23 protein-coding genes are annotated in these 26,401 nt (G+C 66.3%); all 23 read left to right on the forward strand.

Annotated elements, in window-relative coordinates:
• Nucleotides 1-2 precede the first annotated feature (2 nt).
• The 23 genes from gatC to V3G39_07240 all read left to right on the forward strand — a co-directional run bounded on the left by gatC (nucleotide 3) and on the right by V3G39_07240 (nucleotide 26,004).
• Nucleotides 3-299 (forward strand): Asp-tRNA(Asn)/Glu-tRNA(Gln) amidotransferase subunit GatC, encoded by a 297-nt coding sequence (gatC, locus tag V3G39_07130; protein XAS77805.1) that lies wholly within the window; start codon nucleotides 3-5, stop codon nucleotides 297-299.
• Between the two features lie 11 nt (nucleotides 300-310).
• Entirely contained in the window at nucleotides 311-1,846 is a 1,536-nt protein-coding gene (gene gatA, locus V3G39_07135; GenBank protein ID XAS77806.1) for an Asp-tRNA(Asn)/Glu-tRNA(Gln) amidotransferase subunit GatA, read from the forward strand.
• The gene (gene gatB, locus V3G39_07140) at nucleotides 1,843-3,345 is read left to right on the forward strand and encodes an Asp-tRNA(Asn)/Glu-tRNA(Gln) amidotransferase subunit GatB (protein XAS77807.1); all 1,503 of its coding nucleotides are present in this window, start codon (nucleotides 1,843-1,845) and stop codon (nucleotides 3,343-3,345) included. Before gatA ends, gatB begins: the two co-directional genes overlap by 4 nt.
• Before the next feature lie 47 nt (nucleotides 3,346-3,392).
• Entirely contained in the window at nucleotides 3,393-4,661 is a 1,269-nt protein-coding gene (locus tag V3G39_07145; GenBank protein ID XAS77808.1) for a cytochrome P450, read from the forward strand.
• On the forward strand, nucleotides 4,661-5,590 hold the full coding sequence (locus V3G39_07150) for a 2-hydroxyacid dehydrogenase (protein XAS77809.1): 930 nt from the start codon (nucleotides 4,661-4,663) through the stop codon (nucleotides 5,588-5,590). Before V3G39_07145 ends, V3G39_07150 begins: the two co-directional genes overlap by 1 nt.
• Nucleotides 5,591-5,645: 55 nt before the next feature.
• Nucleotides 5,646-6,167: a histidine phosphatase family protein gene (locus V3G39_07155; protein ID XAS77810.1), complete on the forward strand. Its 522-nt coding sequence runs from the start codon at nucleotides 5,646-5,648 to the stop codon at nucleotides 6,165-6,167.
• A gap of 76 nt (nucleotides 6,168-6,243) precedes the next feature.
• Nucleotides 6,244-7,944 carry a dihydroxy-acid dehydratase gene (ilvD, locus tag V3G39_07160; GenBank protein ID XAS77811.1) on the forward strand — a complete coding sequence of 567 codons (1,701 nt, stop codon included), beginning with the start codon at nucleotides 6,244-6,246 and terminating at the stop codon, nucleotides 7,942-7,944.
• Entirely contained in the window at nucleotides 7,937-8,737 is an 801-nt protein-coding gene (locus V3G39_07165; protein XAS77812.1) for an ABC transporter ATP-binding protein, read from the forward strand. Before ilvD ends, V3G39_07165 begins: the two co-directional genes overlap by 8 nt.
• Nucleotides 8,722-10,296 carry a hypothetical protein gene (locus V3G39_07170; GenBank protein XAS77813.1) on the forward strand — a complete coding sequence of 525 codons (1,575 nt, stop codon included), beginning with the start codon at nucleotides 8,722-8,724 and terminating at the stop codon, nucleotides 10,294-10,296. Before V3G39_07165 ends, V3G39_07170 begins: the two co-directional genes overlap by 16 nt.
• A gap of 70 nt (nucleotides 10,297-10,366) precedes the next feature.
• Nucleotides 10,367-11,041, forward strand: a complete 675-nt coding sequence (locus V3G39_07175) for an NAD(P)H-binding protein (GenBank protein ID XAS77814.1) — start codon at nucleotides 10,367-10,369, stop codon at nucleotides 11,039-11,041.
• Between the two features lie 339 nt (nucleotides 11,042-11,380).
• A complete protein-coding gene (locus tag V3G39_07180; protein ID XAS78196.1) occupies nucleotides 11,381-13,174 on the forward strand; it encodes an acetolactate synthase large subunit in 1,794 nt (597 codons plus the stop codon).
• A gap of 49 nt (nucleotides 13,175-13,223) precedes the next feature.
• Nucleotides 13,224-13,736, forward strand: a complete 513-nt coding sequence (ilvN, locus tag V3G39_07185; GenBank protein ID XAS77815.1) for an acetolactate synthase small subunit — start codon at nucleotides 13,224-13,226, stop codon at nucleotides 13,734-13,736.
• Nucleotides 13,737-13,813: 77 nt separating this feature from the next.
• Nucleotides 13,814-14,833 carry a ketol-acid reductoisomerase gene (gene ilvC / locus V3G39_07190; protein XAS78197.1) on the forward strand — a complete coding sequence of 340 codons (1,020 nt, stop codon included), beginning with the start codon at nucleotides 13,814-13,816 and terminating at the stop codon, nucleotides 14,831-14,833.
• A 448-nt stretch (nucleotides 14,834-15,281) separates the two neighbouring features.
• A complete protein-coding gene (locus V3G39_07195) occupies nucleotides 15,282-16,358 on the forward strand; it encodes a 3-isopropylmalate dehydrogenase (protein XAS77816.1) in 1,077 nt (358 codons plus the stop codon).
• Between the two features lie 85 nt (nucleotides 16,359-16,443).
• The gene (locus V3G39_07200; protein ID XAS77817.1) at nucleotides 16,444-17,538 is read left to right on the forward strand and encodes a branched-chain amino acid aminotransferase; all 1,095 of its coding nucleotides are present in this window, start codon (nucleotides 16,444-16,446) and stop codon (nucleotides 17,536-17,538) included.
• 265 nt (nucleotides 17,539-17,803) lie between these two features.
• Entirely contained in the window at nucleotides 17,804-19,411 is a 1,608-nt protein-coding gene (gene cimA, locus V3G39_07205; protein XAS77818.1) for a citramalate synthase, read from the forward strand.
• A 34-nt stretch (nucleotides 19,412-19,445) separates the two neighbouring features.
• Complete coding sequence (locus V3G39_07210; protein XAS77819.1) at nucleotides 19,446-20,351, forward strand: SGNH/GDSL hydrolase family protein; 906 nt, start codon at nucleotides 19,446-19,448, stop codon at nucleotides 20,349-20,351.
• A gap of 81 nt (nucleotides 20,352-20,432) precedes the next feature.
• Complete coding sequence (locus V3G39_07215; protein ID XAS77820.1) at nucleotides 20,433-21,215, forward strand: fumarylacetoacetate hydrolase family protein; 783 nt, start codon at nucleotides 20,433-20,435, stop codon at nucleotides 21,213-21,215.
• A 56-nt stretch (nucleotides 21,216-21,271) separates the two neighbouring features.
• A complete protein-coding gene (murI, locus tag V3G39_07220) occupies nucleotides 21,272-22,123 on the forward strand; it encodes a glutamate racemase (protein ID XAS77821.1) in 852 nt (283 codons plus the stop codon).
• Complete coding sequence (locus V3G39_07225; protein XAS77822.1) at nucleotides 22,120-22,908, forward strand: MBL fold metallo-hydrolase; 789 nt, start codon at nucleotides 22,120-22,122, stop codon at nucleotides 22,906-22,908. The genes murI and V3G39_07225 overlap by 4 nt, the downstream gene beginning before the upstream one ends.
• A gap of 134 nt (nucleotides 22,909-23,042) precedes the next feature.
• Nucleotides 23,043-23,819 (forward strand): ribonuclease PH, encoded by a 777-nt coding sequence (gene rph, locus V3G39_07230; protein ID XAS77823.1) that lies wholly within the window; start codon nucleotides 23,043-23,045, stop codon nucleotides 23,817-23,819.
• Nucleotides 23,819-24,421 carry an RdgB/HAM1 family non-canonical purine NTP pyrophosphatase gene (gene rdgB, locus V3G39_07235; GenBank protein XAS77824.1) on the forward strand — a complete coding sequence of 201 codons (603 nt, stop codon included), beginning with the start codon at nucleotides 23,819-23,821 and terminating at the stop codon, nucleotides 24,419-24,421. The genes rph and rdgB overlap by 1 nt, the downstream gene beginning before the upstream one ends.
• Nucleotides 24,418-26,004 carry a molybdopterin-dependent oxidoreductase gene (locus tag V3G39_07240; protein XAS77825.1) on the forward strand — a complete coding sequence of 529 codons (1,587 nt, stop codon included), beginning with the start codon at nucleotides 24,418-24,420 and terminating at the stop codon, nucleotides 26,002-26,004. Before rdgB ends, V3G39_07240 begins: the two co-directional genes overlap by 4 nt.
• Nucleotides 26,005-26,401: the final 397 nt, after the last annotated feature.

A 26,401-nucleotide genomic window follows, 5' to 3' on the forward strand; every position in this document is an offset into this window, starting at 1 on the left:
GCATGCCACAGCTGTCTACCGCCGAGGTTGCGCATCTCGCCTCGTTAGCCCGGATCCAGCTGTCCGACGCCGAGCTGGAATCGCTCGCCGGACAGCTGGACGACATCATCGGATTCGTCGCCACGGTGGGCGAGATCGCCTCCGATGACGTGCCGCCGATGTCGCACCCGTTGCCGCTGGTCAACGTGACCCGCGAGGACGTCGTACGCCCGAGTCTGTCCCGCGTCGATGCGCTCTCGGGAGCACCCGACGTGCAGGCCGACCGATTCGCCGTCCCCCGCATCCTCGACCAAGAGTGAGTGTGCCTCCCGTGTCTTCAACTTCAGATATCACCACCCGCAGTGCGGCCGACCTCGGCGCCGCGATCGCCGACGGTTCGCTGTCCAGTGTCGAGGTGACCCAGGCCCACCTGGATCGCATCGCCGAGGTCGACGGTGCCGTCCACGCCTACCTGCACGTCGACGCCGATGGCGCCCTGGCAGCGGCCCGCGCGGTCGACGAGAGCCGCGCGGACCGTCGCAGCGACGGCCGGATCTCCCCGCTCGCCGGCGTACCGATCGCGGTCAAGGATGTCGTCGCGACCCGCGGTCTGCCCACCACGGCCGGTAGCAGGATGCTGGAAGGTTGGATCCCGCCGTACGACGCGACGCTGGTCACCCGCCTACGCGCCGCCGGTATGCCGATCCTCGGCAAGACCAACATGGACGAGTTCGCGATGGGCAGCTCGACCGAGCACTCGGCGTACGGGCCGAGCTTCAACCCGTGGGATCTGGAGCGCGCGCCCGGTGGATCCGGTGGCGGTTCCGCCGCGGCCATTGCCGCGTTCGAGGCTCCGCTCGCGATCGGCACCGATACCGGAGGCTCGATCCGTCAGCCTGCGGCATTCACCGGCACGGTGGGCGTCAAGCCCACCTATGGCGGGGTGTCCCGTTACGGCCTGATCGCCCTTGCCAGTTCGCTCGATCAGGCCGGGCCCTGTACCCGCACCGTGTTGGACTCCGCGCTGCTGCACGAAGTCATCGGCGGGCACGACCCGATGGACTCCACCTCCATCGACGCGCCGATCCCCGGCGTGGTTGCGGCTGCACGTCGCGGCGACGTGGCGGGCCTGAAGGTCGGTGTCGTCCACGAGATCTCCGGCGACGGCTTCCAGAGCGGAGTCAAGGACCGCTTCGAGGAGTCGCTGAAACTGCTGGAGGCGCGCGGCGCCGAGATCGTTCAGGTCGGCTGCCCCAGTTTCGTGAAGGGGTTGGCCGCCTACTACCTGATCCTGCCGAGTGAGGCTTCCTCGAACCTGGCCAAGTTCGACGCCATGCGGTACGGCCTGCGCGTCCGTCCCCAGGGAGTGGACAGCCCGAGCGCCGAGCAGGTGATGGCCGCAACCCGCGATGCCGGCTTCGGTGACGAGGTCAAACGTCGCATCATCCTGGGCACCTACGCACTGTCCGCCGGGTACTACGACGCCTACTACGGCCAGGCGCAGAAGGTCCGCACCCTGATCGCCCGCGACTTCGCGGCCGCCTTCGAGCAGGTGGACGTGCTGGTCACCCCGACTGCGCCGACCACGGCGTTCAAGCTGGGGGAGAAGTTGGCTGACCCGATGGCGATGTACCTGAACGACGTGGCCACCATCCCGGCGAACCTGGCCGGTGTCCCTGGAATGTCCCTGCCCAACGGCCTGGCAGAAGATGGTCTGCCCAGCGGCCTGCAGATCCTGGCACCGGCGATGCGCGATGACCGGCTCTACGAAGTCGGCGCAGCGCTTGAATCAGCGCTGCTGGAGCAGTGGGGCGCCCCGATCCTCACCCGAGCACCACACCTTGCCACCATGGAGGCGACCCGATGAGTCTGACCGCCGAAGTCGTCGACTACGACGACGCCGTCGCCCGCTACGACCCGGTCTTCGGGCTCGAGGTGCACGTCGAGCTCAACACCGCGACGAAGATGTTCTGCGGCTGCGCGACCGGCTTCGGCGCGGAGCCCAACACCCAGACCTGCCCGGTCTGCCTCGCGCTGCCGGGTGCGCTGCCGGTGGTCAACACCATGGGCATCGAGTCGGCGATCCGGATCGGCCTCGCGCTCAACTGCGAGATCGCCACTTGGTGCCGGTTCGCCCGGAAGAACTACTTCTACCCGGATATGCCGAAGAATTTCCAGACCAGCCAGTACGACGAGCCGATCGCCTTCGAGGGATACCTCGACATCACCCTTGATGACGGTACCCCGTGGCGGGTGGAGATCGAGCGCGCCCACATGGAGGAGGACACCGGCAAGTCATTGCACGTCGGCGGTTCGACCGGACGCATCCAGGGCGCCGAATACTCCCTGGTCGACTACAACCGCGCTGGTATCCCGCTGATCGAGATCGTCACCAAACCGGTCGTCGGCGCGGGCGAGCGGGCCCCCGAGGTGGCCAAGGCATTCGTTGCGACACTGCGCGACCTGCTGAAGGCACTGGACGTGAGTGACGTGCGGATGGAGCAGGGCTCGGTGCGCTGCGATGCGAACCTCTCGCTCAAACCGCGCGGCGCGCAGCAGCTCGGCACCCGCACCGAGACCAAGAACGTCAACTCGCTGCGCTCGGTGGAGCGCGCGATCACCTACGAGATCGGTCGGCACGCCGCAGTTCTGGACAGTGGCGAAGCGATCTTCCAGGAGACCCGGCACTGGCACGAGGACACCGGCGTCACCACGTCCGGCCGCCCGAAGTCCGACGCCGACGACTACCGCTACTTCCCCGAGCCGGACCTGGTGCCGGTCGCGCCATCACGCGAGTACGTCGAGCGGTTGCGCGCGACGCTGCCCGAACCGCCCACGCAGCGCCGCAAGCGACTGCAGCAGGACTGGGGATACAGCGACCTGGAGATGCGCGACGTGCTCAACGCCGGAGCGACCGAGCTGATCGAACAGACCGTGGCCGACGGTGCGAGCCCGGCCGCCGCGCGCAAATGGTGGACCGGTGAGATCGCCCGGCGGGCGAACGTCGAGGCCAAGCCGATCGATGACTTCGGTGTGACGCCGGCACATATTGCCGAGCTTGCCGGACTGGTCAGTGACGGTCGGCTGAACGATGCGATGGCACGACAGGTTCTGGACGGTGCCCTGGCCGGTGAGGGCACACCGACCCAGGTTGCCGATGCCCGCGGCCTTGCACTGGTCCAGGACGACGGCGCGTTGGAGGCAGCAGTCGATGCGGTCATCGCCGCGAATGTACCCATCGCCGACAAGGTCCGCGAGGGTAAGTTGAACGCGGTCGGTGCCTTGATCGGCGCGGTGATGAAGGAGATGCGCGGTCAGGCGGACGCCGCTCACATCCGCGATCTGATCCTGCAACGACTGACCTGAGGCAACGACGGCGAGCCGCCCGGCGGCTCGCGTGAGAGGCGGACGGCATGGGGCAACCCGGTCTGACGACGCAGGCGAAACTGGCGGGAACGTTCGTCAAGGACCTCTACGTCGCTAAGGCGAAGACCCAGTACGCCGCCCGCGTGCAGCACGGACCGCTTGCCCAGGCCATTGTCTGGCCGGGCAAACTGAACCCCTACCCGTTCTACGACCGGGTTCGTGACATGGCGCCGATCCTGCCGCTGCCCCGGGAAGCCAAGGTGCACGTCGCCTCCGGCCACGCCGTCTGCCGGCAGGTACTCAAGAGTCACGACTTCGGGGTGGGCGGCCGCACGATTGTCGGCAAGGACGCGTTCGAGTTCAGCATGTCGTTGCTGGAGATGGATCCGCCCGAGCACACCCGCCTGCGCCGGGTCGCGGCACCGGCCTTCGCGGCTAGCCGGTTGGGTGGGTACGCGACGGCGATCGAGAAGATCGTGCATGAGCGCCTCGACGATGTCGAGCCCGGTGCGACGTTCGATCTGATCGACCAGTTGGCCGCGCCGCTGCCGATTCGGATCATCTCGGAGCTGCTCGGCGTACCCGATGTCGATGAGCGACGGTTCCTGCGATGGGGCACGGCGCTGGGCAGCGCTCTGGAAGGACCGCACGGGCTGTGGCATGCGAAGAAGATCCTGGACGCGAAGACCGGCCTGGACGCCATGTTCGAGCGAATCGTGCAGCAGCGTCGAGCCGATCCGCGCGACGACATGATCTCGATGCTGGTCGCCGAAGAAGGCGCCGCTGTCCGCTCCGAGGAAATCCTGCCGCTGTGTGTGCTGCTGCTGGTGGCCGGTTTCGAGACCACCGTCAATTTGATCGGCAACGCTGTGCTCGCCCTGATGCGCAACCCCGAACAGTGGCAGCTGCTGGTAAAGGACCCCACGCTCGCGGCGCGGGTCGTTGAGGAGACCCTGCGGTACGACCCGCCGATTCAGTTCACTGACCGGATCGCGCAGCGGGACAGCGTTATCGAGGGTTATGAAGTGCCGGCGGGGCATCGGGTGCTGTGCTTGCTGGCGGCAGCGAACCGAGACCCTGCCCGGTTCGAACGGCCCAACTTCTTCGACATCACCCGCACTGACATCGACCACCTCGCCTTTTCCGGCGGGGTGCACTACTGCGTCGGCGCGCCTCTCGCGCGTCTTGAGGCGCAGATCGCCTTGCGGGTACTCGCCGAGCGGATGCCGAAGCTGCATCCGGGCGGTCCGCCGCGTCGTCGTTCCAGCGTCACCATTCGAGGGCTACGTTCGTTGCCCGTTACGGAGGCTCATTGATGAATCACGTTGTCGCACTGCCCGATGAATCCTGGGCATCGCAATTGAGCGATATCCCCGGCGTCCAGACGGTGGTTTGGGACATGGACGGCGACCCGCCCCGCACTGACATCGCCCTGGTCGTGCCGCCCTATATGGGCGCCGGAAAGTCCCGCCTCGAGCGGTTGGCCGGCTGCGCGCAGTTGGAGGCGGTACAACTGGTCACTGCCGGGTACGAGAATGTGCTGCCCTATCTGCCCACCGGGGTGGCGTTGGCCAACGGTGCAGGGATTCACGACACATCCACCGCAGAACTCGCGCTGGCCTTGATTCTTTCCTCCCTGCGCGGCGTGCCACAGGCCGTACGCAGCGCGGATCACGGCTCGTGGGAGTCGCTGAACGGGCGTAGATCCCTGGCCGACCGACGGGTCCTCGTGCTTGGATACGGCTCGATCGGGCATGCGATCGTGCGGCGGCTGGCGCCGTTCGAGGTATCGGTTACCGCCGTCGCCTCCCGCGCCAGGGACGGCGACGATCTGGTGGACCGGGTCCACGGCACCGACGAACTGCCCAAGTTACTGCCGCACCACGACGTGGTGATCGTCGTCGTGCCGCTCTCGGATGCGACCCATCATCTGGTGGGCGCCGATTTCCTGGCGGCACTGCCGGACGGCGCGTTGGTGGTGAACGTCGCGCGGGGGGCGGTCATTGACACCGATGCTCTGATCAGCGAATGCGCGTCCGGCAGGCTGACCGCGGCCCTGGACGTCACCGATCCCGAACCGCTGCCGCAGGGGCACCCGCTCTGGAGCACTCCCGGCGTGCTCATCACCCCCCACGTCGGCGGCGCCACCACCGCATTCGAGCCCCGGGCGCTGAGCTTCCTGCGCGGGCAGCTGACCCGCGTCGGTCGAGGTGAGGAGCTGTCACACGTAGTCGCCACCGGGTGAACTGTCGCCACCGGGCGAATCGTCGCCATCGGGCGAGCAGTGACATGCTCGGTGCATGACGACTGACCGCCATCGCCTCGTCCTCATCCGACACGCGAAGGCGCAAGAGCCGGGCGCCGTTCCCGACCATGAGCGGGAGCTCGCGCCCAGCGGCCGAGCGGATGCTGCCGCACTGGGCAGGTGGTTCAAGGAGCACAACGTGCAGGTGCAAGAGACGTGTTGCTCCACAGCGGCTCGCACCAGGCAAACGTGGGCCGGCGTCGTGGATGCCTCCGGTATCGGTGCGATCGTCGAGCACGACCGCCGGATCTACAACGCCGAACCGCAGGAGCTGCTCGCGGTGCTGCGCGGGATCGAGGACAAGGTTGAGACGCTCGCGGTGGTGGGCCACGCTCCCGGAGTACCGCTGCTTGCCGCCGAACTCGCTGGGGACGACAGCGATGCTGAGGCTCTCGCATCGTTGGCGGCGAGCTACCCGACGTGCACGGTCGCCGTCCTGGAGTTCGACGGTGCCTGGTCAGACCTCGCAGCAGGCTCGGCGACGCTGCTGGCCGTGCATACGGCACGCGCCGACTGACCGCAGCGGTTGCTACGCCATGGTCGGCTGACGGACCGCTCGACGGCGGACCGCGGGGCGGGTTTAGGCTCCCGGCATGCCTGACACCCCTGATATGAAGCCCCGTAGCCGCGACGTCACCGACGGGCTGGAGAAGGCCGCCTCCCGCGGCATGCTGCGCGCAATTGGGATGGGTGACGAAGACTTCAAGAAACCGCAGATCGGCGTCGCGAGCTCGTGGAACGAGATCACCCCCTGCAACCTGTCGCTGGACCGCCTCGCGAAGGCATCCAAGGACGGCGTGCACGCAGCCGGTGGCTTCCCGATGGAGTTCGGCACGATCAGCGTCTCGGACGGCATTTCGATGGGCCACGAAGGCATGCACTTCTCGCTGGTCAGCCGCGAGATCATCGCCGACTCGGTCGAGACCGTCGTCAGCGCCGAGCGCCTGGACGGCACCGTCCTGCTCGCCGGCTGCGACAAGTCGCTGCCCGGCATGTTGATGGCCGCGGCGCGCCTCGATCTGGCCAGCGTGTTCCTCTACGCCGGGTCGATCCTGCCCGGTATCGCCAAGCTCACCGACGGCACCGAGAAGCAGGTCACGATCATCGACGCCTTCGAGGCGGTCGGTGCGTGCGCAGCGGGACTGATGAGCCGTGCCGACGTCGACATCATCGAGCGGGCGATCTGCCCCGGCGAGGGGGCCTGCGGTGGGATGTACACCGCCAACACGATGGCTTCGGTCGCCGAGGCAATGGGTATGTCGCTGCCCGGCAGCGCCGCGCCGCCCGCGACGGACCGCCGACGTGACGGCTACGCCCGCAAGTCCGGGGAGGCGGTGGTCGAGCTGATCCGTCAGGGGATCACCGCGCGCGACATCATGACCAAGGAGGCCTTCGAGAACGCGATCGCTGTCGTCATGGCCTTCGGCGGATCGACGAACGCAGTGCTGCACCTGCTGGCAATTGCGCACGAAGCCGATGTCGACCTGGCGATCGATGACTTCCAGCGGATCGGCGCCCGGGTGCCGCACCTGGCCGACGTCAAGCCGTTCGGCAGCTACGTGATGTCTGATATCGACAAGGTCGGCGGGGTGCCCGTCGTGATGCGCGCGCTGCTCGATGCCGGTTTGATGCACGGTGACTGTATGACGGTCACCGGGCGCACGATGGCGCAGAACCTGTCGGATGTTCCGCCACCGGACCTGGACGGCAAGGTGCTGCGCGCGATGAGCAGGCCGATCCACAAGACCGGCGGTCTGACGATCCTGAAGGGTTCGCTGGCACCGGAGGGTGCCGTGGTGAAGTCCGCGGGCTTCGACAGCGACGTATTCGAGGGAACCGCAAGGGTTTTCAACGGTGAACGGGCCGCCATGGATGCCGTCGAAGACGGTTCGTTGAAGGCAAACGACGTCGTTGTCATCCGCTACGAGGGCCCGAAGGGCGGCCCGGGTATGCGCGAGATGCTTTCCGTGACCGGTGCCATCAAGGGCGCCGGTCTGGGCAAAGACGTGCTGCTGCTGACCGACGGTCGCTTCTCCGGCGGTACCACCGGCCTGTGTGTCGGGCACGTCGCACCGGAGGCGGTGGACGAGGGTCCGATCGCGTTCGTGCGCGATGGCGACCGCGTGCGGCTCGACGTCGGCAACGCAAGGCTGGACCTGCTGGTCGACGACGCCGAGATGGCACGTCGTCGCGATGAGGGCGTGACGCACCCGGCGCCGAAGTACACCCGTGGTGTCCTCGCGAAGTACGTCCGCCTCGTGGGCTCGGCCAGCAACGGCGCGGTGTGTGACTGACCAGGCTCGACCAGTCCTTCGGGGCGGACCCGGCGGGCCGGCTGTCGTCCTGGACGGACTGGTCAAAGCATTCAACGGGCGCCTCGCGGTGGACCACCTCTCGCTGCAGATCCCGGCCGGATCCGTCTACGGGATGCTCGGCCCGAACGGCGCGGGCAAGACCACGTCGATGCTGATGATGAGCGGATTGATGCGCCCGGACGCCGGGAGCGTGCAGGTGCTCGGCCACGACGTCTGGTCCGACCCGGCCGGCGCCAAGGCGCTCTTCGGCGTATCCCCGGACGGGCTGCGGCTCTTCGACATGCTCAGCGCCGCCGAGTTGCTGCGGTACGTGGGGGAGTTGCGCTCGATGCCGGGGCCGGTGATCGCACAGCGGTCGGCGGAACTGCTGCACGTGCTCGGGTTGAGCGAAGCGGCCAACGTGGTCGTGGCCGACTTCTCGGCCGGTATGACGAAGAAGATCGGGCTGGCCTGCGCAATGTTGCATGCTCCGCGGCTGCTGATCCTGGACGAGCCGTTCGAATCGGTCGATCCGGTCTCGGCGCAGACGATGCGCGGTGTCATCGCCCGGTACGTGGCCGGCGGCGGGACCGTGGTGATCTCCAGTCATGTGATGGAGCTGGTCGAGACCGTCTGCGACCACGTCGCCGTGATCGTCGCTGGGCGGGTGCTCGCGGCCGGACGCACGGATGACGTACGCGGGGGGATCAGCCTGCACCAACGGTTCCTGGACCTGGTCGGCGCCGGGCCGGCAGGCGACTTCGACGGCGGGCTGGCGTGGTTGCGGTCCTGATCCGGCTGAAGCTGAATGTCCTACGACGGACGTTGGGCCGCGAGAGTTCACGCCTGATCAGCTACATCATCGGTGGGATCTTCGCCGGCTTCGTAGCAATCGCCTCCATCCCAGCGGCTATCGCCCTGCGCAGCGCCTCGGTGGACTCGGCGTCCATCTCGCTGCTGGCCCTCGCCACGATGACCGTGATGTGGATGCTCGCCCCGTTGTTGACGGTCGGCGTCGATGCGACCCTGGATCCGCAGCGGCTGTCCCTGTTCCCGCTGCGTGCCCGCCAGCTGTTGCCGGGACTTGTCGCAGCCGCCCTGGTGGGTATTCCGGGTGCTGTGACCATCGTTTTCGCGCTCGCCCACCTGGTCATCTGGAGCCGTTCGATCCCGGCATTGCTGGCTGCATTGTTCGGAGCGGTACTGGGGGTCGTGACCGGCGTCGTCCTGTCGCGGGCGATCAGCTCGATGCTGGCGCGATCGTTGTGGAAGAGGCGCTCGCGATTCCTGGTGATGCTGCTCTTCCCGCTGCTCTATCTGATGCCGGCGCTGTTCAACCTGCTGTTGTTGTCCGGCGGCGGCGGTGCGCTGGGGTCATCGGGTCTGCGGCAGGCCGCCCGAGTCGCGGCATGGTCACCGTTCGGATGGGCGTGGGCGATGCCGTGGCAGGTGGCGCGCGGCGCATGGGGGTTGGCTCTGCTGGATCTGCTGCTGGCCGCCTGTTTCCTGGGCGCATTGCTGCTGCTGTGGGCGAGGGTGCTGAGCGTTGAACTGACCAGCACCGCACCTCAGGAGTCGGCGCGGGTGCGTGATCTACGGTCCACCGCGTGGGGTTCGCGGGTGCGTTCATCCAATCCGCTCGCCGCGGTGACTAGACGCAGAATGCTCGCGTGGCGGCGCGACACCCGGCTCACGGCGCAGGCCGTCTCGATGACAACGGTGTCCCTGCTACCGCTGGTCCCCGCTCTGTTCGACAGGACGGGAGACTTTCCCAGCATTCCGGCGCCCACGCTGCTGATCGTCGCCGCAGGGGTCCTGACGGCCAATGACCTGGCCTACGACGGTTCGTCCTGGTGGATGCAGGTCGTCGCCGGGGTGCCCGGGTGGATCGACCGTGCCGGCCGGGTCCTGGCGATCGGAATCCCGGTGCTGGTGGTCGCGGTGCTCGTGTCGGTGCTGCAGGCTGCGCTGGGCCAACCCGTCGAGTGGTTGCTCGTCAGTGGACCGTTGGCCAGCGCCCTCCTGGTCGCCCTCGGAGTCGGATGCGCGCTCGGTGCGCTCGATCCGGGTCAGGCCCCGCGGCGCGGTAGCAACCCGTTCGCAGGAAACGCCGGCAACGGTGCGCGCGGATGTCTGACCGCGGCCTCGACCTTCATTGCGCCGGCCCTGTTGTCCGCGCCGATCATCATCGGTGCGGTACTGGCCCGCGGGTCCGACACAGGCCAGTTCGCCGTGTTGCTCGCCGGTGTTCTCTGGGGTGGCGGTGTCCTCACGCTCGCCATCTGGTGGGGCGGGCAGCACCTGGATCATCGAGCGCCGGAGATGCTGGACAAGCTGCGCGTCTTCGGCTGATGCGGGCCCGCCAGATCTGCCGTTTACGCGACTCGGGACACAGCCGGATGCGATGGGGCACAGTGGGTCCATGACGACCATCGCAATTTTTGGCGGCCACGGCAAAGTGGCGCTCGCCCTGTCCAGAATGCTGGTCGCTGCCGGCCACGACGTGCGGTCGATCTTTCGTAACGAGGAACACGTGCCCGACGTGCTCGCTACCGGAGCCAAGCCGGCGGTCGGCGACCTGGAGAAGCTGGATGTGCCCGCGATGACCGAGATGCTGAACGGTGTCGACATCGTGGTGTGGGCGGCCGGTGCGGGCGGCGGCAGCGATGCGCGGACCTACGCCGTCGACCGCGATGCCGCGATCCGCAGCATGAATGCGACGGTGGCGGCCGACATCACGCGGTACGTCATGGTGTCGTACTTCGGCGCCGGGCCGGATCACGGCGTACCGCATGACAACTCGTTCTTCGCCTACGCCGACGCCAAGGCGGCCGCAGACGAGTATCTGCGCGGCACGGGACTGGATTGGACCATTCTGGGACCGAGCACGTTGACCGACGACGACGCGACCAGCCGTATCGAGCTCACCGTTGTTGGTCCTGAGTCCACGGATTCCACGATCGAAGGGTCGTCGGTCAGCCGCGCGGACGTCGCAGCGGTGATCGCCGCAGTCGTCGACCTGAAGGCCTCCTGCGGCAAGGTGATCGACTTCAACAACGGACCGACGCCGATCGGCGAGGCGCTGGACGCTTTATGAGCACGGTGACTGTTCGGCGACGGGGTGCACGAGCTCGGTCGATTTCACATAGTGAGATTCGCGTCTCAGTATGTTGACGCTGAAGTAACTCCTGGCGAAACTTGCCGTGTGGCCAGTCTCCTAGTACTTCCAAGGCACGCCCGCTGACAACCCGTCGGTGAGCGTGCCAGCCCTCAATGCCTGTCAAGGCTGGGGGCCTTTTTCATGCCACGTTCGGAAGGCTCACGAAGCCTGCACCAGATTCAGGTACGGCCGGATTCGCAACGCGAGGACACCATGACCAACGTGAAGCAGCAATCGTTCGCTCCAGTGCCGACGGCTCCCGCCGGTGCGGGCAAGGTGACGCCGGCCGTGCCGGTCACGCCGGTAGAGGTGCTCACCGGAGCGCAGAGCCTGGTGCGCACCCTCGAACTGCTCGAGGTCGATACTGTCTTCGGGATTCCCGGCGGGGCAATTCTTCCGGCGTACGACCCGCTGATGGATTCCACCAAGGTGCGTCACATCCTGGTGCGTCACGAGCAGGGCGCCGGGCACGCGGCCCAGGGATACGCCGCAGCCAGCGGCAAGGTCGGTGTGTGTATGGCGACCAGCGGACCCGGCGCGACCAACCTGGTCACCGCGATCGCCGACGCCTACATGGATTCGGTGCCGATCGTGGCCATCACCGGGCAGGTGGCGTCCCGGGTGATCGGGACGGACGCCTTCCAGGAAGCGGATATCCGTGGCATCACGATGCCGATCACCAAGCACAACTACCTGATCACCAAGTCAGCGGACATCCCCCGTGCACTGGCTGAGGCGTTCCACATTGCAGGCACGGGTCGACCCGGTCCGGTACTGGTCGACATCAGCAAGGACGCCCTGGTCGGCACGGCCGAATTCAGCTGGCCGCCGGTGTTCGATCTGCCCGGATACCGCCCGGTCACCAAACCGCATCACAAGCAGATTCGCGCTGCTGCCGAGCTGATCGCCGGCGCTGCGCGTCCGGTGCTCTACGTGGGTGGCGGAGTGATCCGCGCGGAGGCTGCCCGTGAACTCGCGCAGCTGGTCGAGTTGTCCCAGATCCCGGTGGTCACCACGTTGATGGCACGGGGCGTCTTCCCCGACAGTCACCCCTTGCACCTGGGCATGCCGGGTATGCACGGATCAGTGGCAGCCGTGACGGCACTGCAGAAAGCCGATCTGCTCATCGCGCTGGGCACCCGGTTCGATGACCGGGTGACCGGCGAGATCTCTTCGTTCGCTCCCGAGGCGAAGGTGATCCACGCGGATATCGACCCCGCCGAGATCTCCAAGAACCGGGCCGCCGACGTGCCGATCGTGGGGGACTGCAAAGAAGTCATCAGCGAGCTGATCATGTCGATACGCGCCGATCAGGAAGCCGGTCGCGGCGGTGACTACGCCGAATGGCGCACCCGCACGCAGGGGTGGGCCGCTACGTTCCCGCTCGGTTACACCCCGGACGACAACGCCACGGCAATCGCGCCGCAGTACGTCATCGAGCGGATCGGCGCACTGACCGGACCGGAAGCCGTCTACGCCTCGGGTGTCGGGCAGCATCAGATGTGGGCCGCTCAGTTCGTGCAGTACGAGCGCCCCAACGCGTGGCTGAACTCCGGCGGACTCGGCACCATGGGGTACGCAGTGCCGGCCGCGATGGGCGCGAAGGTGTCCCAGCCCGACCGCGTGGTGTGGGCGATAGACGGTGACGGATGCTTCCAGATGACCAATCAGGAGTTGGCGACCTGCGTCATCAACAACATCCCGATCAAGATCGCCATCATCAACAACTCCAGCCTCGGCATGGTGCGGCAGTGGCAGACGCTGTTCTACAACCAGCGTTACTCCAACACCGACCTGAACACCTCGGTAGGTTCGCGGGTGCCCGATTTCGTCAAACTGGCGGACGCGTACGGGTGCGTCGGTCTGCGCTGCGAGCGCGCCGAGGACGTCGACGCGACGATCCTGAAGGCGCTGGAGATCAACGACGCGCCGGTCGTGATCGACTTCGTGGTCGAACGCGACGCGATGGTCTGGCCGATGGTCCCCTCGGGTGTCAGTAACGACATGGTGACGGTGGCGCGGGCGATGACCCCCGTCTGGGACCGCGACAGTGACGACGGCCAAGAATGACCGCCACGAGTAGAGCACTGCAGGCATTCAGGCGACGAGGAGAACTCTGATGGCGCGGCACACCCTTTCGGTGCTGGTGGAGAACAACCCCGGCGTCCTGGCACGTATCGCGGGCCTGATCTCGCGGCGCGGATTCAACATCGACTCGCTGGCAGTCGGCCCGACGGAGCACCCCACGATGTCGCGGATGACGATCGTGGTCGATGTCGAGCAGGTCGCCCTGGAGCAGGTCACCAAGCAGCTGAACAAGCTCATCGAGGTACGCAAGGTGGTCGAGCTGGAGTCGGATGCTTCGGTGCAGCGCGAGATCGTGCTGATCAAAGTGCGCTGCGACGCCGGGAACCGAGCAGAAATCGTGCAGATCGCCGAGTTGTTCCGGTGCAATGTGGTGGACGTGGCCAACGACTCGCTGGTCATCGAAGCGACCGGCACACCCGGCAAGCTGACGGCACTGCTGAATATTCTGGAGCCGTACGGTGTGCGCGAGCTGGTGCAGTCGGGGTTGGTGGCCGTGGGTCGGGGCGGTAAATCCATTACCGACCGCTCCCGGCGCTCGGCCTGAGTTGACCGCGAGCCACCCGACACACTTGACCAGACATCATTCGATCAACCAAGGAGATTCATACTGTGCCTGCTGAGATGTTCTACGACGACGATGCCGACCTGTCGGTCATCCAGGGTCGCAAGGTTGCCGTCATCGGTTACGGAAGCCAGGGCCACGCCCACGCGCTGAACCTGCGTGACTCCGGTGTTTCCGTGGTCGTCGGTCTGCGGGAAGGTTCCCCGTCGCGGGAGAAGGCGCAGAACGAGGGCCTGGAGGTGGCGACCGTCGCCGAGGCCGTCAAAGGCGCCGATGTCGTCATGGTGCTCGCGCCGGATCAGATCCAGCGCAGCCTCTACACCGCGGAGATCGAGCCGTATCTGGAGCCGGGCAACGCCCTCTTCTTCAGCCACGGGTTCAACATCCGCTTCGGTTACATCGTGCCGCCGGAAGGTGTGGACGTCGTGATGGTTGCGCCCAAGGGCCCCGGCCACCTGGTTCGCCGCGAGTATGTCGACGGTCGCGGCGTGCCCGTGCTGGTTGCCGTCGAGGTCGACGCCACGGGTAACGCCTGGGAGCTGGGCAAGTCCTACGCCAAGGGCATCGGCGGACTGCGTGCCGGCGGCATCAAGACCACCTTCACCGAAGAGACCGAGACGGACCTGTTCGGTGAGCAGGCCGTCCTCTGCGGTGGCGCGTCGCAGCTGGTGATGTACGGCTTCGAGGTGCTCACCGAGGCCGGTTACCAGCCGGAGATCGCCTACTTCGAGTGCCTGCATGAGTTGAAGCTGATCGTCGATCTGATGATCGAGGGCGGTATCGCCAAGCAGCGGTGGTCGATCTCCGACACCGCCGAGTACGGCGATTACGTGTCGGGTCCGCGCGTTATCGACCCGCACGTCAAGGAAAATATGCAGGCCGTGCTGGCGGATATCGTGAACGGCAACTTCGCCAAGCGCTTCATCGAGGACCAGGACGCCGGTGCCCCGGAGTTCAACCGGCTGCGCGAGCAGGGCGCCCAGCACCCGATCGAGAAGACCGGCAAGCAGCTTCGTGGCCTGATGAGCTGGATCAAAGACACCGACTCGGACTATGTCGAAGGTTCAGCCTCCCGCTGAGTTACCACCATTTGGACATGCTCAACGGGGCACATATGCCCCGTTGAGCATGTCCAAATCGGGAGAGTCAGTCCGACTGCTTTCTCAAAATGTGAGATGCGGGTATCGAAGTGTGGATACCCGGGCCTATTCTCGATCCAGGTTCGGCGCCGACCGGCGTCCCCAGACTCACCAGCCCACCTGACTGTCATCAGCGGTTACCCCCGCATCGACGGCGCGCGGCTCACGCATCGATTACCTGGGAGAGACATGTCTGAGAATCAGCTCGAAATGCAACGCGCTCTGCAAGAATCAATGGATCTGCGCGACTGACGACGCGGATACGAAGCAAGCCCCGGACATCTGGCCGGGGCTTCTTCATGTTCCGGACGCATGACCGTCGGCTCGGATGTCTTGCCATGCGAGATCGCTGTTTCGAATGCCAAGACAGTGATTAGCGTGCGCGGGTATGACGATCAACCGCACGGATCCCTCAGCAGTCTCATTGCCCGACGCGATCAACCTGGCGGTCATCGGCGGTGACGGGATCGGCCCGGAAGTCGTTGCCGAGGGCTTGAAGGTGCTGGACGCGGTAACGACCGCGCGCGTTTCGCGCAACGAATACGACCTCGGCGCGCGTCGCTGGCACGCGAGCGGCGAGATTCTCCCGGACTCGGTCGAGACCGAATTGCGTGGCCATGACGTCATCCTGCTGGGTGCGATCGGCGACCCGAGCGTGCCGAGTGGGGTCCTGGAGCGCGGCCTGCTCCTGAAGTTGCGGTTCGATTTCGACCACTACATCAATCTGCGCCCGGCGAAGCTGCTTCCGGGTGTCCGCTCACCGCTCGATGTGGACAGCGTCGCTCCCGGTGGGATCGACTTCGTGGTCGTGCGGGAAGGGACCGAGGGCCCCTACACCGGCAACGGCGGAGCGCTGCGCGTCGGTACGCCGGGCGAGCTGGCTACCGAGGTGAGCGTCAATACCCGCTTCGGCGTCGAGCGGGCGGTGCGTGACGCGTTCGCCCGTGCCCAGGCCCGCCCACGCAAACACCTGACGTTGATCCACAAGCACAACGTGCTGGCCTACGCAGGTCACCTGTGGCGCCGCACCTTCGAAGAGGTGGGTGCGCAGTTCCCCGATGTGACGACCGCCTACTGCCACGTGGACGCGGCCACCATCTACCTGGTGACCGATCCAGGCCGGTTCGACGTGATCGTCACCGACAACCTCTTCGGAGACATCGTCACCGACCTGGCAGCCGCGGTGACCGGGGGTATCGGCCTGGCCGCCTCGGGCAATATCAACCCCGAAGGCACCGCGCCGTCGATGTTCGAGCCGGTTCACGGGTCAGCACCCGACATCGCCGGCCAGGCCAAGGCCGACCCCACCGCGACGATCCTGTCGGTCGCCATGCTCCTGGAGCACCTGGGGCGGCCAGACGAAGCCGCCCGGGTGCACGCAGCGGTCGCAGCCGACCTCGTCTCGCGCGGTGCTGTCCCGCGCTCGACCAGTCAGGTCGGCGACGCCATTGCCGCTGGAGTATGAGCGTGCGGCGTAGCCTGATCCCACCCCAGCCCCAGTAACGCGCGTCACACCCAGCACGCGCGGCACGCACTCCGAGGAGACCGACATGGCCCTGACCTTCGACGTGACCGAGCGCCCCGACCCCGTCAGCGACCAGCAGCGCGCCGCCGTGCTGGCCGACCCGGGCTTCGGTAACTACTTCACCGACCACATGGTCACGGTGACGTGGACGAAGGGTGTCGGTTGGCACGATGCGCGCGTCACCCCCTACGGTCCGATCGCCATCGATCCTTCTGCGGCTGTGCTGCACTACGCGCAGGAGATCTTCGAGGGGATGAAGGCCTACCGGCATGCCGACGGCTCGGTCTGGACCTTTCGGCCGGAGCGGAACGCTGCCCGATTCGCCCGCAGCTCTGCCCGGATGGCGTTGCCGGTCATGGACGAGACGGACTTCATCGATTCGTTGCGGGCGCTGGTTACCGTCGACAAGTCGTGGGTGCCCGAGGCCGATGGCGCCGAAACCTCGCTCTACCTACGTCCGTTCATGTTCGCGTCCGAGCCGTTCCTCGGGGTTCGTCCCTCGAACGTGGTGACGTTCTGTGTGATCGCCTCACCGGCCGGCGCGTATTTCAGCGGGGGCGTCAAGCCCATCTCGCTGTGGATCTCCACAGATTTCGCGCGTGCGGGCGACGGGGGAACCGGTGCAGCCAAGTGCGGTGGCAACTACGCGTCCTCGCTCGCGGGCCAGCTCGAAGGTAATGAGCAGGGCTGTGACCAGGCCGTCTTCCTGGACTCCTCGACGCATACCTACATCGAGGAGCTCGGCGGGATGAATCTGTTCTTCGTCTACCGCGATGGTCGCCTGGTCACGCCCTCGCTCACCGGATCGATTCTGGAAGGGGTGACCCGCGACTCGATTCTCACGCTGGCCAAAGAGCTGGACCTTCGTCCCGAAGAACGCCGTATTCCGATCCAGGAATGGAAGGACTGCGCCGCGTCCGGGGAGATCGCGGAGGTGTTCGCCTGCGGCACCGCGGCCGTCATCACACCCGTCGGTGAACTGAAATGGGATGGTGGATCGTGCGATCATCGCCGCGCGGGACACACCGATGAGGTGGCCCTGAAGCTGCGGTCGGCACTACTGGACATCCAGTACGGCCGAGTGGAGGACACCCGCGGCTGGATGACGCGGCTCGCCTGACGACGCAAGAGATTGTTCACATGGTGAGACGATCGTGTCGAAGTGTGGACGGGAAAAGCCTGAGGCGAGATAGTCGGCGGGTGATGACCTTCCGGTTCGCAGCCACCGCTGCGACGACGATTACCGACTAGCGCGTCGGACCACCCGGCGCGCGACCTCCCGTTACCTCGGGAGGTTTTTTGCTCCCCGGGCATCACCCACGCACCGGAGGCGAGCGCCGGCCAGAGGTTTCACCGCACCTCGCCAGCACCCGGAAAGGCCCGCGATGAGCGGTTTCGACCTGTACGACACCACCTTGCGTGACGGCGCACAGCAGGAAGGTCTGCAGTTGTCCGTCGATGACAAGCTGTCGATCGCCCGGCTGCTGGACGAGCTCGGTGTCGGCTTCATCGAAGGTGGCTGGCCCGGTGCCAACCCCAAGGACACACTCTTCTTCGCGCGAGCCGTCACTGAACTATCGCTGCAGAATGCGCGCCTGGCGGCGTTCGGCAGCACCCGGCGAGCCGGTATGAGCGTCGACGAGGATCCGCAGGTGGCCGCACTGCTCGCGGCCGGCACGCCGGTCGTAACCCTGGTCGGCAAATCGCACCCCCGCCACGTGACCGACGCGTTGCACACCACCCTCGAGGAAAATCTCGCGATGATCGCGGACACCGTCGGCTATCTCGTCTCGGCCGGCCGGGAGGTCTACCTGGATGCCGAACACTATTTCGACGGATTCGGTCACGACCACGGGTACCCGCTGGAGGTTGTACGGGTTGCGACTCAGGCCGGCGCAACGGCTGTCGCTCTGTGCGACACGAACGGCGGGATGCTGCCGCACGACGTCGAGACCATCGTTACTGAAACCATCCTGGCCACGGGGGCGCGGGTGGGCATCCACGCGCACAACGACAGCGGTTGTGCCATCGCCAACAGCATCGCTGCTGTCCGGGCCGGCGCGATGCATCTGCAGGGGACCGTCAACGGCTACGGCGAACGCACCGGCAACGCCGACCTGATCGCGGTGGTCACCAATCTGCAGCTCAAGCTCGGTATGCAACTGGTGACCGGTGACCAACTGGCCGGCGCCCATCACGTCAGCCATGCGGTCAGCGAGATCACCAACATTGCGCCGTTCGAGCGGGCGCCGTATGTCGGATCGAGCGCCTTCGCGCACAAGGCCGGTCTGCACGCCAGCGCGCTGCGGGTGGATCCCGACCTCTACCAGCACATCGACCCGGCGCTCGTGGGCAATCGGATGCGCACCCTGGTCTCGGACATGGCAGGGCGCGCGAGCATCGAGTTGAAGGGCCGCGAGCTCGGGATCGACCTCGCGGGTCATCCGGAACTGCTGACCAGGGTGCTGAACCGGGTGAAAGAACTGGAATGCGCGGGGTGGAGCTTCGAGGCCGCCGATGCGTCGTTCGCGCTGCTGTTGCACGAAGCGCTGCACGGTTCGCCCGCGTCATTGTTCGAAGTGCAGAGCTGGCGGGTGGTGACCGCCGGCGAACCTGATCGCGGGGCACTCTGCGAGGCCGACGTCGTGCTGCAACTCGCAGGCGGCAGCGCGAGCGCGAAGGGGGCGGGCAACGGCCCGATCAACGCCCTCGACCACGCGCTGAGGGGGGCGCTGATGCCGACTTTCCAGCAGTTGAAGACGTTCGAACTGATCGATTTCAGGGTGCGCATGCTGGACAGCCAGCAGGGCACGGATGCCACGGCCCGCGTGATGATCGACACCACGGACGGCGAGCGCACCTGGACCACGGTCGGGGTCGCGCCGAACCTGGTGCACGCCAGTTGGTTGGCACTGGTCGACTCCTTCACCTTCGGCTTGCTGTATCCGGACACAACCACCGCCTCGATGTCCTATCCTGCCAAAGCGATGTGACCCACGTCGCATCGCTTCTGCAAGGAGACTCCCCGTGCGCTTTTCCTCCCGTTCTGCCGTTGTGGCGACCATTGCACTGACAGCCACTGCCGTTGTCCCGATCGCGTCCGCGTCGTCGCGGCACAACACGTCGACGCCTGTCGCGCCACACGGGGTCTCCAATTCCCGCGGCGCGTGGTCCCCGTCGTACTACGTGGCGCTCGGAGATTCACTGGCAGCCGGTTATCAGCCCGGCAAGGGTGACAACAAGACCGGCGGGTACGTCGGTGGTGTCTACAACACCTTGAAGAGGACCACTCCCGGTCTGCGGCTCGCGAACCTGGGGTGCAGCGGGGAGACCAGCGCGACCTTCATCAACGGCAGCCGGTGCTCCTACGGCGCCGACGGTCGCAGCCAGCTCAAGTCGGCGCTGTCCACGCTGAGCAAGATCAAGGGTCACGTGAAGCTGGTGACCCTCGACATCGGCGCGAACGACGTCCAGACGTGTGTCTCCAAGACCGGTGACATCGACTACACCTGCATCGCCAACGGGCTGGCGGCGGTGGCCGCGAATCTGCCGAACATCACCAAGCAGCTGCGTACCGCGGTCGGTCCGAACACCAGGATCGTGCTGCTCAACTACTACAACCCGTTCCTGGTCACCTACCTGCAGGGCGGCGACAAGAAGCAGGTCGCGCAACTGTCCAGCGGGCTGCAGGGTGTCCTGAACGCCGCTATCGGCTACGGCGCCGCCACGGGCGATGGCCAGGTTGCCGACGTCGCCGGTGCGTTCGACAGCCTGAACTGGTTCACCATGGTCAAGACGTCCTACGGCATCCTGCCGCAGAATGTCGCGAACATCTGCAACCTCACCTACATGTGCGCGAAGGGCGACATCCACGCCAATGACACCGGCTACGCGGTGTTGACCAAGACCGTCCTGGCGGAGTTGCAGAAGTAACCGTCCCGGCGGCATGACCGACATGTGGGCTGGCCCGGGATCCAACGGGCGAGGTGCACCTGCATCGCCTATCGTGCGAACGTGCGCATTGCGAGATACACCACAGGCGAAGATCCGACGTACGGGCTGGTAGACGGTGCGGGGGAGAAGATTGCCCAGATCTCCGGCGACCCGCTCTATTCCAAGATCGAGTTGACCGGAGTCACCACGACCGTCGAGCAGGTGCGATTGCTCGCGCCGGTCATCCCGCGTTCGAAGGTCATCGGGATTGGTAAGAACTACGCAGCACACGCGCGTGAGATGGGCGGGGAGCCCCCGACCGAGCCGTTGATGTTCCTGATCCCCAATACCGCCGTCATCGGCCCGGATGACCCGGTGGTGATGCCCCCGCAGAGCGACCAGATCGCGTACGAGGGAGAGCTCGCGGTCGTCATCGGCTCGATGTGTCGCAATGTCAGCGTGCAGGACGCGTTGTCGGTGGTCTTCGGCTACACCTGTGCCAACGATGTGACCGCTCGGGACCTGCAGACCACGGACGGCCAGTGGGCCCGAGCCAAGGGCTTCGACACCTTCTGCCCACTCGGTCCGTGGATCGAGACCGACCTGGACACCTCCGACCTGCGGATCCGCACGCATCTGGCCGGTGAGCTGGTGCAGGACGGCACCACCGCAGACATGATCCATGATGTGCCCTCGCTCATCTCCTATGTCTCGCAGGCTTTTACGTTGCTACCCGGTGACGTGATCCTTACCGGCACGCCCGCAGGGGTCGGGCTGGTCGAGCCCGGTCAGCGGGTGCAGGTCGAGGTTCAACACATCGGGACCCTCAGCAATCCGTTCGTGCGCCACGACGACGGGGAGTGACGAAGGTCTCCGGTTACCCGCCGGTAGAGGCGCGTTTGTGAAAGTAAAGTGGGGTGGTGTCTGATGCGCCGATCGGGATCTTCGACAGCGGGTACGGCGGTCTGACCGTTGCGCGTGCTGTCCTGGACCAGTTGCCGCATGAATCGGTTGCCTACCTGGGTGACACCGGCCGCGCTCCGTACGGGCCGAGGCCGATCGCCCAGACCCGCGAGTTCGCGCTGCAGTGTCTGGATCGTCTCGCCGACCACGGCGTCAAGATGTTGGTCATCGCGTGCAACACCGCCAGTGCAGCCGTCCTGCACGATGCCCGCGAGCGCTACGACGTGCCGGTCGTCGAAGTCATCCGACCTGCCGTCCGCCGTGCTGTGCGGGCGACCCGCAACGGCCGGGTCGGCATCATCTCCACACAGGGCACCCATCAGTCCGGTGCCTACCTCGACGCGTTTGCGGCAGCCCCCGAGCTGGCGGTGACCAGCGAGCCGTGTCCTCGTTTCGTGGACCTGGTGGAGTCCGGTGTCACCGGCGGCGCGCAGATGTTGTCTCTGGCGCGGGAGTATCTGCAGCCGCTGCGCGAACGCGATATCGACACCCTGGTCCTGGGTTGTACGCATTACCCGCTGCTGACTGCGGTCATCTCCTATGTGATGGGCGACGGGGTCACGCTGGTGTCCTCGGCCGAAGAAACCGCGAAAGACGTCTACCGGGTGCTGGCTGACCTGCAGGATCTACGACCCGATGACCTGGCCCCTCCCGGACATTCGTTCACCACCACCGGTGATCCCGAGCAGTTCAAGGCACTCTCGAAACGATTCCTCGGGATGGGTCCGGAGTTCGATCACGTCTTTGTCAACAATTTCGGTCAGCAGCCTGTCGTGGTCACTGCAGAGACGGCAGGGGCACGCCGATGAAACTCACCGTCGTGGGATGTTCCGGATCCTTCCCGGGCCCGGATTCGCCGGCCTCCTGCTATTTGCTCCAGGAGCAGCACAACGGGCGGGTGTGGAATCTGTTGCTCGATCTCGGCAACGGCGCACTCGGTCCGCTGCAGCGGCACATCGGGCTGCACCAGATCGATGCGATCGTGATCAGTCATCTGCATCCTGACCACTGCATGGACCTGTGCGGGCTTTTCGTGGTGCAGAAGTACGACCCGATCGCGTTGGGTGAGCAGCGCCCTCCGATCCCGGTCTTCGGTCCGCAGGACACCGGTGCGCGGATCTCCCGGGCGAACGGAGTGACGGTCGCCGAGACGCGGGATGTGCACGGGCTGGATCCGCAGTTCGATTTCAAGACGTTGCGCTCGGGGATCACCTTCCGGGTAGGTCCGTTCACGATCACCCCGACGAGAGTGAACCACCCCGTCGAGGCCTACGGCGTGCGGGTCGAGGCGGGCGGTCGTTCGCTGGCCTATACAGGTGACACCGACGCGTGCCCGGCGCTCGCGGGCCTGCTGGGCGGCGCCGATCTCGCATTGGCCGACGCCGCGTTCGTCGAGGGCCGCGACACCATCGAGGGAATCCATTTGTCCGGTGCCCGGGCGGCGCAGGCGGCACTGGACGCCGGCGGAGTCGCTCGGCTGATGTTGACGCACATACCGCCGTGGAACGACCCCGAGGTGTGCCTCAAGGAAGCCTCGGGTATCTGGCTCGGCGAGGTCGAGTTGGCGCGCGCCGGAGCCACCTACGACGTCTGACCGCACGCCTGCTTCCGTCCAGCGGCGGTGTCCGGCGCCCGGCGGCGGGGAAATTCGTACGCCGCTCGCCTACGGTGGCCGCCGCTCGACGGCCGGGATGTGGCGGTGTCAGGTGCGGCTTCTATCGTTGGGGTATGACGGAATCCCACTTCGGCACGACGACGGTCCCACTTCGCCACGACGGGCGCGCACCCGATGAACTACGCGACGTCCGGTTCACCCGCGGCTGGTTGGACCACGCCGAGGGCAGCGTGCTGGTGGAGTTCGGCAAGACCCGCGTGCTGGTTGCCGCATCCTTCACGCAGGGCGTGCCGCGCTGGATGAAGGGTCGCGGCACCGGGTGGATCACCGCCGAGTACGAAATGCTGCCGCGCGCGACCAACACCCGCTCGGACCGGGAATCGCGCAAGGGCAAGGTCGGCGGGCGTACCCATGAGATCTCGAGGCTGATCGGCCGTAGTCTGCGGGCCATCATCGACATGGAGGCGCTCGGCGAGAACACCATCGTGCTCGACTGCGACGTCCTGCAGGCCGATGGCGGCACCCGTACCGCTTCTATCACCGGGGCCTACGTCGCGCTCGTCGACGCGATCGAGCATGCCCGCAGCAAGGGCCTGATCGCGAAGGACGCCCAACCACTCACGGGCACCATCGCCGCGATCAGCGTCGGCATCGTGCAGGGCAGCCCGGTGCTGGACCTGGACTACCCGGAGGACTCGACCGCTCAGACCGACATGAACGTCGTGATGACGGGAGCCGGTGGGTTTGTGGAGGTGCAGGGGACGGCCGAGGGCGCGCCGTTCAACCGTTCCGAGCTGGACAGCCTGCTGGGGCTGGCAGCTGGGGGCATTGCGGATCTCACGCGTATGCAGCGGGGCGCGCTGTCAGCGCCGCTACCGGATCGCTCTTGATGACGACGGTCGTCCTTGCCACACGCAACGCAGGCAAACTGCGAGAGTTCCAGGCACTGATCGCCGACGATGATGCCCTGGCAGCAATCCAGGTGGTCAATGTCTCCGAATTCACTGGTGTGCAGGACGTGATCGAGTCCGGGGTGACGTTCGAGCAGAACGCCGCCCTGAAGGCATGCGCTGTGTGCGAGGCGACTGGCCTGCCCGCCATCGCTGACGATTCGGGCCTGTGCGTGGACGTACTCGGTGGTTCTCCCGGTGTGTTCAGCGCCCGATGGGCCGGTGTGCATGGCGCAGACCAGGACAATATCGATCTGCTGCTGGCCCAGACCGGCGACGTCGATATCCCGATGGCCGCCCAGTTCGTCTGCTGCGTGGTGCTGGCCCTGCCCGGCGGCGAGGTACACACCCGGCGCGGGGAACTGCACGGCACCATCACGCGAGAACAACGCGGCGCCGACGGTTTCGGGTACGACCCGATCTTCGAACTGCCCGACGGACGCACGCTTGCTGAGCTCCCGGCCGCCGAAAAGAATCAGATCTCTCATCGAGCGATCGCAATGCGTGCCATGCGCGTGGAAATGACAGATGTGCTGACATGAGCGCCGACACCGACATCGAGCACGTCACCGCGGCCCCGGCGGCATCTCGCAGTTGGTTGGCGGTCCTCGGGGGAGTTGCCGCTGGCGCCGTCACCATTGGCGTGGCTGAATTTCTGGCGGGGGTCACCGAGCGCTTCGGCTGGAGTGGTGGCACACCGTCGCCGGTCATCGCCGTCGGGGAAGCGTTCATCGATCGCACTCCGCCGTGGTTGAAAGATTTCGCGGTCAGCAACTTCGGTACCAACGACAAAACGGTGCTGCTCGTCGGGATCGCGGTGGTGCTGCTGCTCCTCTCATGCGGTATCGGCTACCTGCTGAGGCGCTCACCGGTCGGGGCACTGGTCGGGTTCGTCGTGTTGATCGCAATCGCGATGGCCGCCGTGCTGACCCGGGCAGGCGCCCGACCGGCGGATCTGGTGCCGACAGTGATCGGTGGTCTCGCGGGCCTGTTCATGCTCCACCGGTGGCGTGGCCTACTCGACATCGATACCGGGCGTCATGACATCGGGGTGGCCGATCGTCGGCAGGTGTTGACCTGGACGGCGCTGAGTGTGGTCGGCGGGGCACTGGCGCTGGCTGCCGGTCGCGCCATCAGCGGCAGTGCGCGGGCTGTGCAGGCCGCGCGCGCGACGTTTGTCGCACCGTCGGTCGCCAAGCCGGTGACGGTGCCCGCGGGAGCCTCGGTCGGGGTGCCGGGAGTGACGCCGTTCATCGTCCCGAACGACCAGTTCTACCGCATCGACACTGCCCTGCAGGTGCCGCAGGTGGAGGCGGCCAGCTGGAAGCTGAAGGTCACCGGGATGGTCGACCGGGAGATCGAGATCGACTGGGAGACACTGCTCTCCAAGCCGATGCAGCAGGCGATGGTGACATTGATGTGCGTCTCGAACGAGGTCGGCGGCAGCCTCAACGGCAACGCGATCTGGACCGGATGGCCGATCCGGGAGCTGTTGAAGGAAGCCGGCGTCAAGCCGGGTGCGGACATGGTCCTGTCCACCAGCGTCGACGGGTTCACGGCCGGTTCGCCCATCGAGGCGCTGACCGATGACCGCAATGCGCTGCTGGTCGTGGCGATGAACGGTAAGGCGCTGCCGGTCGAGCATGGTTACCCGGTCCGACTGGTGGTGCCAGGTCTCTACGGATATGTCAGCGCCACCAAGTGGGTCAGCCAACTGGAGGTGACCACCTTTGCGGCGAGCCAGGGCTACTGGACCCCGCGCGGCTGGTCGGCACTGGGCCCGGTGAAGACCTCATCGCGTATCGACGTGCCGGTCAGCGGGCGGTCCGTGTCAGCCAGCAACGGCAAAGTGGCGATAGCGGGAGTGGCCTGGGACCAGCACACCGGCATCAAGGCCGTGCAGGTCCGTATCGATGACGGTCCGTGGCAGGCAGCTCGGCTCGGCACCGACGCCACACCGGACGCATGGCGGCAATGGGTGCTGGCATGGGAGGCGACCAAGGGCCGTCATACGGCCACCGTGCGCGCAGTGAACGCCGAGGGGAAGATCCAACTCGCTGCGGAGGCCCAGCCGGCGCCGAACGGTTCGTCCGGTCTGCACTCGGTCACCTTCACCGTCACCTGATCCCACCCCCGAGTGGCATACATATGTTTCTAGTGGCGCACTCCTAACTGGACCACTGGAAACATATGTATGCCACTCGGGGGAGGGCAGAGCGCGCCAGGCCTGATAGTCCGCTGACTGTCGGAAACCGATCGCGTGGTCGTGCTCGCGCGCCCACTGCACGAGCAGCACGTAACGCGAGGGGTGCTCCAGCGAGCGGACCAGCCGCACCGAGCGGCATCCCACCTGACGGCCGATGATCGGCGCAGCCAGCTCGAACGCCGCCTCGTACGCCGCCTCCTGGCCCTCTCGCACCCTCAGTTCCACCTGCTCCAGCACCGGTTCAGCGGGTCGAGGGTCACCTGGATGGATGGCCATGAGGTGTTCGGCGTACCAGTCGCCGTCGAACTGCAACGCC

It is taken from the genome of Dermatophilaceae bacterium Sec6.4 (assembly GCA_039636865.1).
Classification (GTDB): domain Bacteria; phylum Actinomycetota; class Actinomycetes; order Actinomycetales; family Dermatophilaceae; genus Allobranchiibius.